Annotated in this window: 12 protein-coding genes and 1 riboswitch; of the genes, 9 read left to right on the top strand and 3 right to left on the bottom strand. The window is 65.2% G+C overall.

Features of this window, described 5'->3' with window-relative positions; genetic code table 11:
• The first annotated feature begins 19 nt into the window (after positions 1-19).
• On the top strand, positions 20-424 hold the full coding sequence (locus AC0KWY_RS04160; protein WP_474028391.1) for an acyl-CoA thioesterase: 405 nt from the start codon (positions 20-22) through the stop codon (positions 422-424).
• Positions 425-467: 43 nt separating this feature from the next.
• Positions 468-1,820, top strand: a complete 1,353-nt coding sequence (gene dgt / locus AC0KWY_RS04155; protein WP_474028390.1) for a dGTP triphosphohydrolase — start codon at positions 468-470, stop codon at positions 1,818-1,820.
• Here the strand turns inward: dgt and AC0KWY_RS04150 are convergent, their stop codons facing one another.
• A complete protein-coding gene (locus AC0KWY_RS04150) occupies positions 1,821-2,126 on the bottom strand; it encodes a hypothetical protein (protein ID WP_474028389.1) in 306 nt (101 codons plus the stop codon).
• A 99-nt stretch (positions 2,127-2,225) separates the two neighbouring features.
• Between AC0KWY_RS04150 and AC0KWY_RS04145 the strand changes: the two genes are divergently transcribed.
• The 6 genes from AC0KWY_RS04145 to AC0KWY_RS04120 all read left to right on the top strand — a co-directional run bounded on the left by AC0KWY_RS04145 (position 2,226) and on the right by AC0KWY_RS04120 (position 9,324).
• On the top strand, positions 2,226-3,542 hold the full coding sequence (locus tag AC0KWY_RS04145) for a methyl-accepting chemotaxis protein (RefSeq protein ID WP_474028388.1): 1,317 nt from the start codon (positions 2,226-2,228) through the stop codon (positions 3,540-3,542).
• 71 nt (positions 3,543-3,613) lie between these two features.
• Positions 3,614-4,219 (top strand): transcriptional repressor LexA, encoded by a 606-nt coding sequence (gene lexA, locus AC0KWY_RS04140; RefSeq protein ID WP_474028387.1) that lies wholly within the window; start codon positions 3,614-3,616, stop codon positions 4,217-4,219.
• The gene (gene imuA, locus AC0KWY_RS04135) at positions 4,216-4,941 is read left to right on the top strand and encodes a translesion DNA synthesis-associated protein ImuA (RefSeq protein WP_474028386.1); all 726 of its coding nucleotides are present in this window, start codon (positions 4,216-4,218) and stop codon (positions 4,939-4,941) included. Before lexA ends, imuA begins: the two co-directional genes overlap by 4 nt.
• Entirely contained in the window at positions 4,874-6,307 is a 1,434-nt protein-coding gene (locus AC0KWY_RS04130; protein WP_474028385.1) for a Y-family DNA polymerase, read from the top strand. The genes imuA and AC0KWY_RS04130 overlap by 68 nt, the downstream gene beginning before the upstream one ends.
• Positions 6,308-6,388: 81 nt before the next feature.
• Complete coding sequence (trhA, locus tag AC0KWY_RS04125; protein WP_474028384.1) at positions 6,389-7,033, top strand: PAQR family membrane homeostasis protein TrhA; 645 nt, start codon at positions 6,389-6,391, stop codon at positions 7,031-7,033.
• Between the two features lie 77 nt (positions 7,034-7,110).
• Positions 7,111-9,324, top strand: a complete 2,214-nt coding sequence (locus tag AC0KWY_RS04120) for an OsmC domain/YcaO domain-containing protein (RefSeq protein ID WP_474028383.1) — start codon at positions 7,111-7,113, stop codon at positions 9,322-9,324.
• A gap of 91 nt (positions 9,325-9,415) precedes the next feature.
• On the opposite strand, the gene AC0KWY_RS04115 is transcribed toward AC0KWY_RS04120, so the two are convergent.
• Positions 9,416-10,486 carry an IS30 family transposase gene (locus tag AC0KWY_RS04115; RefSeq protein WP_474025629.1) on the bottom strand — a complete coding sequence of 357 codons (1,071 nt, stop codon included), beginning with the start codon at positions 10,484-10,486 and terminating at the stop codon, positions 9,416-9,418.
• Positions 10,487-10,536: 50 nt separating this feature from the next.
• On the bottom strand, positions 10,537-11,631 hold the full coding sequence (locus AC0KWY_RS04110) for a hypothetical protein (RefSeq protein ID WP_474028382.1): 1,095 nt from the start codon (positions 11,629-11,631) through the stop codon (positions 10,537-10,539).
• Positions 11,632-11,863: 232 nt separating this feature from the next.
• Positions 11,864-11,958: riboswitch (glycine riboswitch) on the top strand.
• A 154-nt stretch (positions 11,959-12,112) separates the two neighbouring features.
• Here AC0KWY_RS04110 and AC0KWY_RS04105 point away from each other — a divergent pair.
• Entirely contained in the window at positions 12,113-12,781 is a 669-nt protein-coding gene (locus tag AC0KWY_RS04105; RefSeq protein ID WP_474028381.1) for a trimeric intracellular cation channel family protein, read from the top strand.
• The last annotated feature ends 17 nt before the right edge of the window (positions 12,782-12,798 follow it).

Below are 12,798 nucleotides of genomic sequence, written 5' to 3'. Positions count from 1 at the left end.
ATTTTAAAACGATCGTTTCATGGACCATCGCAAAAAACTCATCCACACCACGACCCTGCCCATCCGCTGGGGCGACATGGACGCCTACGGGCACGTCAACAACACCGTCTATTTCCGCTACATGGAGCAGGCCCGGGTCGAGTGGATCGAGGACATGAAGGTCATGGTCCGCCCCGGCGGCGACGGTCCGGTGATCGTCAATGCGGCCTGTACCTTCCTGAAACCGATGAATTACCCGGGGACCGTCGAGGTGCGCACCTACGTCGGCACGGTCGGCCGTTCCAGCTGCCAGACCTACGTCGACATGCTGATCGACGGCGAGCTTTACGCCGAAGGCGCCGCCAAGGTGGTGTGGATGAACACCCAGACCGGCAAGTCGGTGCCTTTGCCGGATCACGTGCGGGCCTTGCTCGAAGCGGAGTAAACTCGGCGCCCAACGGGTAACGACGGGCAAGCACGGAATCGGCATGGGCAAGCGAAAAATCTGGGAAAGACTGCTCTCCAGCGAACGGCTGGGGGCCGGCAAGGCGCCGGGCACGGCGGAGCGCACCGCCTTCCAGCAGGATTACGACCGCATCGTCTTCACCTCGGCCTTCCGCCGGATGAAGGACAAGACACAGGTCTTTCCGCTGTCCAAGAGCGATTACGTGCGCACCCGCCTGACGCACAGTCTGGAAACCAGCTGTGTTGGCCGTTCGCTGGGTGCTGTCGTCGGCCGCGAGATCATTGCCCGGCACGGCCTGCATCACGTCGAATCGGGCGATTTCGGGGCGATCGTCGCCGCCGCCTGCCTGGCCCACGACATCGGCAATCCGCCCTTCGGCCATGCCGGCGAGGATGCGATCCGCGAGTGGTTCCGCAGTTCCGGCCTGCTCGACCGGCATCCCCTGACGCCGGCGCAGCGCGCCGATTTCGAGAAGTACGAGGGCAACGCGCAGGGCTTTCGCATCGTCTCGCGGCTGCAGAGCCCGGCCAATCCCGGCGGCCTGCAACTGACCAGCGCAGTGCTGGCGACCTTCACCAAGTATCCGCGGCCGTCGGCGCTCGACGGCGAACTCGACGGCAAGAGCGGCCGCAAGTTCGGCTTCTTTCAGCAGGACGCCGACAACTTCGCCCGCGTCGCCCACGCCACCGGACTGGTCGAGCGCATTCCCGGGCAGGCCTGGCGCCGCCACCCGCTGGCCTTCCTGGTCGAGGTCGCCGACGACACCTGCTACCTGATCGTCGATCTCGAAGATGCGGCGCGCCTCGGCTTCGTGCCCTACAAGGACGCCGAGTGCCTGCTCGGCGATCTCGCCGGTTCGTCGGTCAACGGCGGCCGCCTCGACCGCCTGCACGACCCGAAGGAACGCCTCGAATACCTGCGCGCCAAGGCGATCGGCCGCTTGCTGGAGGGGGCGGCGGCGGTCTTCCTGGAAAACGAGGCGGCCATCCTCGACGGCCGCTTCGACGACGAACTGCTCGACGCTTCGCCGGTCGGCGTGCCGCTGCAGGCGGTGCTGCGGGTGGCCAAGGAAACCATCTACACGGCGCGGCCGGCGCTGGAAATCGAAACCGCCGGTTTCGAGGTGCTCGGTGCGTTGCTGGCGCTGTTTACCCATGCCGTCGAAGCGGCGGCCGAGGTGCCTGGGCTGCACATGACAAAGCGCGAAGAGATGCTGCTGCGCCTGCTGCCGGCGCAGTTCCTCGGTCACGGCGGCAAACCCGATGCCGATCCCTACGTGCGTCTCTTGCAGGTGGCCGACTTCGTCGCCGGCATGACCGACTCCTACGCCGTCGACATGTACCGCAAGCTCAAGGGCTTCGACCTGCCGACCTGATCACTCGAAGATGGCGAGGAATTCGCTGCGCGCCCGCGCCAGTTCGGCGTGCGCGGCGCTGTCGCAGAGGCGTTCGCTGGTCCGGTAGAAACGGTCGAAAGCGGCCAGCACCGCCGCCTTGTTCAGGCGCTCGCGGCCGCCGGCCCGGCTTTCCGGCTGCGGCTGGTCGAGCGGCTTGAGCACCGCGTAGCGGGGAATGACCTGCTGTCCGCCCTGGTCCGAGGAGGCGGTGAGTGGGCCGGTCTTGACGAAGATTTTTCCTTCGTATTCGAAGCGGTCGCCGATGGCGAGATGCTGGAGTTTCATGCTGGGTCCTGTTGCGCGGTGCGCCGGATATTAGCAAGGCGTGTCGCGCCCGGGCGGGTTTTGATAGGATCGGCCGCTTTACCGAATCGAGGAGAGGGAATGTTCGGCAACAAGTACCGGCAGCAGGTCGGCGAACTCGAAGCGGCGCTTGCCGATTGTCACGCCCTGCACGCGGCGCTCCAGCGTTCGATGGCGATCGTCGAACTGATGCCCGATGGCACGCTGATCGACGCCAACGACAATTTCTGCCGGACCCTGGGCTACACGCTGTCCGAACTCAAGGGCCAGCATCACCGCCGCCTGTGCGATCCGGCCTACGCCGGCTCGCCGGAATTCGACACTTTCTGGGCTGCGCTGCGGCGCGGCGAGTTCTTCCGCGGCACCGTGCACCGCCGTCAGCGCGACGGTCGGGATGTCTGGCTGGAAGCCACCTACAACCCGGTTCTCGGGCCGGACGGCCGGGTGGTCAAGGTGGTCAAGTTCGCCACCGACGTCACGCCGCAGGTGATCGAGGCCGCCAGTCAGCGCGCCATGGTCGATGCCATCGAGCGTTCGATGGCGGTCATCGAATTCGCCACCGACGGCCGCATCCTGCGCGCCAACGACAATTTTTGCCGGGCCATGGGCTATTCGACCCGCGAACTGGCCGGCCAGCATCACCGGATCTTCTGTCCGGAGGATTTCGTGCGCGGGCCGGAGTACGCGCAGTTCTGGGCTCGCCTGGGGCGCGGCGAATTCTGTTCCGGGCAGTACCTGCGGCTTGACCGCCAGCGCCGCGAAGTCTGGCTGGAGGCCAGCTACAACCCGGTGTTCGGGCCGGACGGCCAGGTCGTCAAGGTGGTCAAGTTCGCCACCGACATCAGCGAGCGCATCCGTCGCCACATGGCCGAGCGCGAAGGGGCGGAAACCGCCTACAAGGTGGCGCTGGAAACGCGGGAGATTTCCCAGACCGGCGAGGGCATCATCCTCGACACCGTGGACAAGATGCAGCACATCGCCGGCATCGTCGACGAATCGGCGGCGCTGGTTGCCGTGCTTGGCGAACAGACGGCTCGTATCTCGTCGATCGTCGGCACCATCCGCGAGATCGCCGACCAGACCAACCTGCTGGCGCTCAACGCGGCGATCGAGGCGGCGCGCGCCGGCGAATCGGGGCGCGGTTTCGCGGTGGTGGCCGACGAGGTGCGCAAGCTGGCCGAGCGCACCGGCAAATCGACCGGAGAAATCGCCGCCATGATCCAGACCATCCAGAAGGAAACCGGTTCGGTGACGGCGAGCATGAACAACGGCCTGGCCGAGGTGCGCGCCGGCGTCGAACTGGCCAACAGCGCCGGCGCGGCGATCAAGCAGATGCGCGACGGGGCGACCCGGGTGGTCGATGTCGTCCAGGCTTTTTCGAGCACGATCCAGGATTGATCGACGCCGGGCTTGCCAATTTCCGGTAACTGTACAAAAATACAGTCATCGGAAATTGCCGGAGCCCCGCCATGAAACTCACCCCGCGTCAGCAGGAAATCCTCGACTTCATCAGGAATACCGTCGAAGTCCTCGGCGCGCCGCCGACCCGCGCCGAGATCGCCACCGCCTTCGGCTTCGCCTCGCCGAACGCCGCCGAGGACCACCTCAAGGCGCTGGCCAAGAAGGGCGCGATCAACCTCGAACCCGGCTCGGCGCGCGGCATCCGCCTCGTCGAACAGCTCGGCCTGCCGCTGATCGGCAGCGTCGCCGCCGGCTCGCCCATCCTCGCCGTCGAGAACGTGCAGGGGCGCTACAACTTCGACGCCAGCCTGTTCAACCCGCGCGCCGATTTCCTGTTGAAGGTGCGCGGTCTGTCGATGATCGACGCCGGCATCTTCGACGGCGACCTGATCGCCGTGCATAAGACCAATCAGGCACGCGACGGCGAGATCGTCGTCGCCCGTATCGACGAGGAAGTCACCGTCAAGCGCCTGGAACGCGGCAAGAACCAGATCCGCCTGATCGCCGAGAACCCGGATTTCGAACCGATCGTCATCAACCCCGGCGAAGTCGAATTCGCCATCGAGGGCGTCGCCGTCGGCCTGATCCGCGGAGCCGTCGCCAAGCTGTCATGAGCGCCCAACCGTCGCCGGTCGCTGTGTCGACCAAGCTGGCGGCGGTCCTGGCGCGCGGTGACATCTGGCGCGGCGATGCCTTGCCCGGCCTGCCGGCGGGCACCGTCGCCAGCGGCTACGCCGAACTCGACGCCGAACTGCCGGGCGGCGGCTGGCCGCGCGGCAATCTCACCGAAATCCTGAGCGACCGCGGCGGCATCGGCGAAATCAGCCTGCTGCTGCCGGCGCTGGCCCGCCTGTCGGGCGAGGGCGGTCGTCTGGCTCTGGTCGCGCCGCCCTGGCTGCCGCACGCGCCGGCCTGGGCGGCGGCCGGTGTGGCGCCGGAGCGCCTGCTGGTGATCCGTCCCGGCAAGCAGGCGGCCTGGTGCGTCGAGCAGTTGCTCAGATGCGGCGGTTTTGCCGGCCTGCTCGCCTGGCCGGACGCCGGCATCGACGCCCGGGTGCTGCGCCGCCTGCAGGTGGCGGCCGAGGGGCAGGCGGTTGTGGCGGTGCTGTGGCGGTCGACCGTGGACGCCGCGACGCCGTCGCCGGCTCCGCTGCGCCTGACGCTGACCGCCAGTGCCGACCGGCTGGCGTTGCGCATTCTGAAGCGACGCGGCCGGCCGGCGTCGCGCCTGTTGCAGATCGACATCCCCCGACCGGGAAGGAAAGCACGTGTTGTGGCTGGCCCTGCATTTTCCGCTGCTGACGCTGGAAGCCCTGCCATCGCGGCAGTCGCCTAGCGTCGTCACGGCCCGTGGCCGGGTGCTGGCCGCCGATCCGCTTGCCGCTGCCGCCGGCGTTCTGCCTGGCCAGAAATTGTCGACCGCGCTCGGCCTGCTGCCCGGGCTGCGCGCCAACGAGCGCGACCCGGCGCGCGAAGCCCGGGCGCTCGCCGATCTCGCCTGCTGGTCCGGGCGTTTCACGCCGACCGTCAGCCTGGCCTCGCCGGATGCGCTGCTGCTGGAAATCGGCGCCTGCCGGCGCTTGTTCGGCGGCGTCGCCGCCATCGTCGCGGCGGCGCTCGACGGCTGCCGGGCGCAGGGCTGGAGCGTCGCCTGGGCGGTCGCGCCGACACCGCTCGGCGCCCGCTGGCTGGCGCGCGCCGACGCGGCGGCCAGCTACGAGAGCCTGGCCGCGCTGCAGGCGGCGCTGGCCGATTTGCCGTGCACCGTGCCCGGCTGGCCGGTCGAGGTCGTCGCCCGTCTGGAAGCCTTCGGTCTGCGCCGTCTCGGCGAATTGACCGCGCCCGCCGGCCTGCGGCGGCGCATCGGCAACGGCCCGGTCGACGACCTGCTGCGCGCCCGCGGCGAACTGCCCGATCCGCAACGCGCTTTCGTCTTTCCCGAACGCTTCGCCGCCGGGCTGGAGCTGCCGTCGCGCGTCGATTTCGCCGAAGGCCTGGCCTTCGCCGCGCAGCGCCTGTTCGCCGCGCTGGCCGGCTGGCTGCAGGTGCGCCAGTCGCTGCTGCGCGCGTGCACGCTGCGCCTGACTCACGACGACGGCTCAAGCAGCGCGCTGCCGCTGCGCTTCGGCGAGCCTTGCGCCGACGAGAGCCGCTTCATGCGCCTGTTGCGCGAACACCTCGGCCGCCTGCAACTGGCGGCGCCGGTCGAGGCGCTGCATCTCGACGCCGACGAGGTCGTCGCCCGGCCCGCCGCCAGCGCCGGCCTGTTCGAGCAGGCGGCGAGCGGCGAGGGCGCCGCCGCCTGCCTCGAACGCCTGCGCGCCCGCCTGGGCGACACCGCCGTGCACAGCCTGGCGGTGCACGCCGAGCACCGCCCGGAATGCGCCACGCGCAACGCCGATCCGGCGGGCATTCTGGTCGCCAAAGCCGCGTCGACCGCAAGCCGCGCCATGCCACGCCCGCTCTGGCTGCTGCCGGTACCGCAGCCGCTGACCGAACGCGCCGACGGCCCGCACTGGCATGGTCCGCTGCAACTCGTGACGCGCGGCGAGCGCCTGGAAAGCGGCTGGTGGGACAGCGGCGAAAGCGCTGCGGTCGGCGACATCCGCCGCGACTACTTCGTCGCCCGCAACGGCGAGGGCCAATGGGCGTGGATTTTCCGCGACGCGCAGGGCTGGTATCTGCACGGGCTGTTTGCGTGAACTGCTGCCGCGTGGCCGGATAACACGATCCGGGCAAATCGCTACCGATGGTCACGGAGAAAAAATGCCTGAGGTGCTACGATGAACCTCATGACTGAACGACCGCAAAGCCTGGGTGAAGAAATCGCCAACAGCGTCAGCCACGGCGTGGCGCTGCTGGCGGCGATCACCGGCGTCCCCTTCTTGATCGCCTCGGCCCGCCATTTCGGCGTGGCCAACGTCGTCGGCGCCAGCGTGTTTGCGGCGACGATGGTTCTCCTTTACCTGACCTCGACGCTCTACCACGCCTTCCCGGCGGGCAAGCTGAAACGCCTGTTCCAGAAGCTGGATCACGGCGCCATCTACTGCTTCATTGCCGGCAGCTACACCCCGTTCGCGCTGGGCGCCCTGGCCGGTTCCTGGGGATGGACGCTGTTCGGCCTGGTCTGGTCGATGGCCGCCGCCGGCGTCGCCCTGAAGGCATTCAACCGGCTCTCCCATCCCTGGCTGTCCACCGGCTTGTATCTGGCCATGGGCTGGCTGGTGCTGATCGCGGCGGTGCCGCTGGTCGAGCACGTCTCGCTGCCCGGCGTCATCCTGCTCGTCGCCGGTGGCGTCGCCTACACCGCCGGTGTCGTCTTCTTCATGCTCGATTCCCGTGTCCGCTACGCACATGCCGTATGGCACGGTTTCGTCGCAACGGGCACCGGCTGCCACTTCTTCGCGGTGCTGCATTACGCGGCCTGAGCGGCTTCACCTCGTACCCGGCCGCCGGGAAACCCGGATAATGGCGGCCAATTCGTTTTGAACGCTGGGACGCCCGCATGGAAATCAAGGTCAATTTTCTCGACAAGCTTCGTCAGGAAGCCAAATTCGACGACTTCACGGTGATCGCCGACCAGTCGATCCGCTACAAGGGCGACGGCTCGGCGCCGGGGCCGTTCGACTACTTCCTCGCCTCGTCGGCCTTGTGCGCGGCCTACTTCGTCAAGCTCTACTGCGACACGCGCAACATCCCGACCGAGCACATCCGCCTGTCGCAGAACAATATCGTCGATCCGGAAAACCGCTACAAGCAGACCTTCAAGATCCAGGTCGAGCTGCCGCCGGACATTTCGGCCAAGGACCGGCTGGGCATTTTGCGCTCCATCGACCGGTGCACCGTCAAGAAGGTCGTGCAGACCGGCCCCGAGTTCGTCATCGAGGAAGTCGAGAATCTGGACGCCGACGCGCAGGCGCTGTTGACCGTCAGCGCGGACGCCGACACGCAGACCTTCATCGCCGGCAAGGACCTGCCGCTGGAACAGACCATCGCCAACATGTCCGGCCTGCTCGCCGGGCTGGGTATCAAGATCGAGATCGCCTCCTGGCGCAACCTGGTGCCCAACGTCTGGTCGCTGCACATCCGCGACGCGCATTCGCCGATGTGCTTCACCAACGGTAAGGGCGCCAGCAAGGAAAGCGCGCTGGCGTCCGCCCTGGGCGAATACATCGAGCGCCTGAGCTGCAACCATTTCTACAACGACCAGTACTGGGGCGAAGAATTCGCCAACGCGCCCTTCGTGCATTACCCGAACGAGCGCTGGTTCAAGCCGGGCAAGAAGGATGCGCTGCCCAAGGGCCTGCTCGACGACTACACGCTGGAAATCTACAACCCGGACGGCGAGCTGCGCGCCTCGCACCTGTTCGACACCAACTCCGGCAATACCGAACGCGGCGTCTGCGCGCTGCCCTACGTGCGCCAGTCGGACGGCGAGACGGTGTTTTTCCCGACCAACCTGATCGACAACCTGTTTCTCAGCAACGGCATGAGCGCCGGCAACACGCTGGCCGAAGCGCAGGTGCAGTGTCTGTCGGAAATCTTCGAGCGGGCCGTCAAACGCGAAATCCTCGAAGGCGAAATCGCGCTACCCGACGTGCCGGCCGAAGTGCTGGCCAAATATCCGGGCATCGTCGCCGGCATCGAGGAACTGGAGAAGCAGGGTTTCCCGGTGCTGGTCAAGGACGCCTCGCTCGGCGGCCAGTTCCCGGTGATGTGCGTGACCCTGATGAACCCGCGCACCGGCGGCGTCTTCGCCTCCTTCGGCGCGCATCCGAGCCTGCAAGTCGCGCTCGAACGCAGCCTCACCGAACTGCTGCAGGGGCGCAGCTTTGAAGGCCTGAACGACCTGCCGCGGCCGACCTTCGAGAGCAACGCCGTCACCGAGCCGAACAACTTCGTCGAGCATTTCATCGATTCGAGCGGCGTCGTGTCGTGGCGCTTCTTCAGCGCGAAGGCGGATTACGATTTCGTCGAATGGGACTTCTCGGGCCAGGGCGAGAATTCCAACGCCGATGAAGCCGCCACGCTGTTCGGCATCCTCGCCGAAATGGGCAAGGAGGTTTACGTCGCCGTCTACGACCAGTTGGGCGGCAGTTTCCACACTAAGGCCTGCCGCATCCTGGTGCCCGGTTACTCGGAAATCTACCCGGTCGACGACCTGATCTGGGACAACACCAACAAGGCGCTGGCCTTCCGTGAAGACATCCTCAACCTGCACCGCCTCGACGACGCCGGCCTGGAAGCCCTGCTGGAGCGCCTGGAAGAGAGCGAGCTCGACGACTACACCGACATCATCACGCTGATCGGCGTCGAATTCGACGAGAACACGGACTGGGGCCAGCTGACCATCCTCGAACTCAAGCTGCTGATCAACCTCGCGCTGCAGGATTTCGAAGCGGCCAAGGAACAGGTCGAGGCCTACCTGCAGTACAACGAAAACACCGCCGAGCGCGGCCTGTTCTACCAGGCGGTCAATGTGGTGCTGGAAGTGCTGCTTGACGACGAACTGGAACTGGAAGACTACGAGCCCAACTTCCGCCGCATGTTCGGCAACGAGCGCATGGACGCCGTGCTCGGCTCAGTCGATGGCAGCATCCGCTTCCACGGTCTAACGCCGACCAGCATGCAGCTGGAAGGCCTCGACCGTCACCAACGCCTGCTCGACAGCTACCGCAAGGCGCACGCGGCGCGGGCGAAGGCGGCGGGAGTAGGCTGATCGCCGGGAGTGGACGGCTCGGGGGCGCTTGAGGCTTGAGATCCGCAAAAGACCGGTAGCGACCGAGGTTGTGTGGAAACGCCCGGCGGTTTCAAAGACCGAGTGCAACATTTGGAATCAGCCCTGCTTTGTCCATGAAGATGTTATCGAAGAACACCTCGGCGGGAGAGCGCCACCCCAGGGTTTTTCTCGGCCGCATATTGAGTTCCCAGGCCATGTGATCGAGTTCGCGCTGGGAGTGGACACTCAGGTCAGTGCCCTTCGGCAAATATTGGCGCAGCAAACCATTGGTGTGCTCATTGATGCCACGTTGCCACGGGCTGTGAGGATCACAAAAGTAAATTTTCAGGCCGGTGTTCTCGGCCAGCTTCTTGTGCAGCGCCATCTCCTTGCCTTGGTCATAGGTGAGGGTCTGTCGGATCTCAGGCGGCAGCCCGCTGAAGGCCTGCGTGAATCCGTTGAGCGCATCGATCGCCGTACTGCCGTCGAGCTTGACCAGCATGGCAAACAGCGACTTGCGGCACACCAGGGTGCCGACAGCCGAAGCGTTGGCCTTGCCCTTGATCAGGTCGCCCTCCCAGTGGCCAGGCAGCAAGCGGTCGCTGGCCTCGGGCGGGCGTACGTGGATGCTCAGCATGTCCTGCAGCGATCCCCGCCGATCTTTGCCTCGCGTGCGAGGCTTGCGTGCGCCTCGCCCCTGGCGCAGCAGGACGACCAGTTCGCGGCGAAGATCGCCCTTGGGCATGGCATAGATCGCGGTGTAGATGGTTTCGTGGGAGGCTTGCAATTGGGGCTGCTCAGGGTGGCGTTGCTTGAGTTTGGCAGCAATCTGCTCGGGCGAGAGCTTGCGTTCCAGCAACGCCCTGACCTCGGCCCACAAGGCGCCTTGGCGGTGGAGCTTGCGCACCGGCCAGGCCGCACGTCGCACCCGCCGGGCTCGCTTGCCGGCGCGGTTTGCATCGTAGCCGCCAGCCACTCGGGGGCGTCCCATGACGCATTGCTCCTCTTCGCTCTGGTAGCCGTTGCGGCGAAGTTCTCTCGTGATGGTGCTGGGCGATCTGCCAAGCACCTTGGCTATCGCCCGCGCACTACTGGCCTGCTCCTTCATCGCCATTACCACGCCGCGTTCTTCCGCACTCAATTGTTGATACGTTCTCGTCATGCAACTCCTCCGGTTATGAAGTGTTGCACTTGGGATTTGAAACCGCCCCCCTAAATGTTGGCCCGACTTCTCACATAGTCGATGCACTTCAGCGTTGGTACAACGCGATTCAGGTCTTTTGGCAAATGAGCGATCTGGGCGAAGAACTCCTCGCACAAGGCTTCCAGCCGAGGGTTTTTCGCCAGATAGGCGGTCACAATGTGATCTGAACCGCTACTGAAACTGGTGAAAAAAACCGAGTCAGTAACCGGGTCCGGATTGAGGATTTGATCCAGGCCGCTGATCGTTTTGTATTGTTCCAAGATTGGTAGCAAGCGGGTCTGTAACTTCCCGAGAAGGTGTTCGATCACCCCGTCGATTTCTGAGTAACTGCGCACGACATAACCCTTGTCGGTTCCCTGGAAGGGACCGATCTCGTCCATCCATTTGGGTTGGCCTGCAGAGGTCGTAAAAGACAGCTTCACTTGATCAGGAGGCTTGTCTGGCCAGGCAATCGAGGAAACAAGGTTGGTGACCTCGTGAAAGCGACTTTCGACATTCAGGCAGAAGGGCACATTGAGAGGCCACATGTCGGTGCTGCCGATGTACAGCACATGCCATCCGTTGGGAAAAACGGCTTTGAAACTGCGATCGCTTTTTCTTGCCTTGAAGCCATGTTCGGCGAGAAAAGGGGTCAGGCGCTCGAAGACGATTTTTTCCAGGGCGGCACGCTTTGGCACGTCATCGTAATTTTTTTCCGCCCGCGAAGTCGGCGGCGTAGCCACCGTCAGACGCTGACCATTGGCCAGATAGACGACACCTTCCTGCGCGTCCATGACATTGAGTCCGAACAGGCGTGCCTGTCCGACCACAAACGGCAAGACGGCATCCAGCATTTCCGGATTGACCCCCAGTGCAAAGACCGCGGCGTCGGTCTTGCCGTCGAGTGGCCCGTCGCTCCAGGCCCATTCGGATTCCGGTATCTCTTCGGCCCGGGGCGAGCAGATGCAGGGGTAGCGTAGCGTCAGCCGCAGTGCCAGAAGACGAAATTTCTTGTGCTGCGCCGTTCGCTGCTGCAATTGATCGAGCTGCCGCGAGGCTGCTTCGAGAGTGGCAGGCACCGGAAGGTTTGCTGGTGTTTCCCAAACTTGAAGCACATAACTCATCGACTTGCTCTTTCAAGAAAATGGCCTGATCGCACATCAGGCCATGCCAGTCCCTGATGCCGCCAAAGCTGCTGCGAATAATTCGACAGCATACCTCGCGAGCCACCCGCTGGCTCTTTTTGGAGAGAGCTTGTAGCCGGAGGCGGAAGTCGGCCTCAAGCAAATTCAGCCGTTTCAAATCCCAGACGACCGCGCGCTGATTGACAGGCATCCCCAGCGCTGCCGATAATCCGGCCCCTCTGCAGGAGAGAGAGCGCTGGTTCGCCAGGCTCCGCCGAAGGCGCAAACTCCCATAATCGCTCAGGCATGCCGAACTGCAGACATGATTCGCCGGCTGGAGAGAAGTCGCGAGCGCGCCGCGCCCGCCGACTCACCGAAGGGGCAGGCTCTTGCGGGCCGAAACTCTCAGGTAAAAGGACAGGGGGAGAGGCGTCGCGGAAACACCCGTTGGGAGTTTCCGCTTTTTGACGGAATCCTCCCGATGTTCGACAGTCTCGCCCTCGTTTTTCAACCGCTCGCCAGCAAGCAGTTCGACCTCTTGCTGGTTGTCTACCTGGTCGCCATCGCCGCCGAGGCGATGTCCGGCGCGCTCGCCGCCGGCCGTCGCGACATGGATTTCTTCGGCGTTGCCGTCATCGCCTTCGTCACCGCGCTGGGCGGCGGCACGATCCGCGACGTCGTGCTCGGCCATTACCCGATCGGCTGGACCCAGCATCCCGAGTATGTCTACCTGGTCATCCTGGCGGGGCTGGCGACGACGCTGATCGCCCGCTTCATGCACCACATGAAGCGCCTCTTCCTGATGCTCGACGCGCTCGGCCTGGTCGCTTTCTCGCTGATCGGCTGCAGCGTCGCGCTACAGCTCGATTACCCGGTAGTGGTCGTGATCATGGCCGGCATGCTGACCGGGATTTCCGGCGGCGTGCTGCGCGACGTGCTGTGCAACCAGGTGCCGGTGGTCTTCTGCCGCGAGCTTTACGCCAGCGTTTCGCTGTTCGTCTGCGTGCTCTTCCTGGTGCTGCGCGGGCTCGGCTGGGACAGCGACCTGATCACGCTGATCTGTTTCGGCGCCGGTTTCGCCTTCCGCATGCTGGCGCTGCGCTTCGCCTGGAAGCTGCCGACCTTTTCCTACCAGCCGCGCTGGGACTGAAACGCGGGGTGGGCTAA

This window comes from Azonexus sp. MM2026_4 (genome assembly GCF_055901855.1).
The sequence above is the reverse complement of the archived record's forward strand: the minus strand, read 5'-3'. Positions and strand labels throughout refer to the sequence as shown.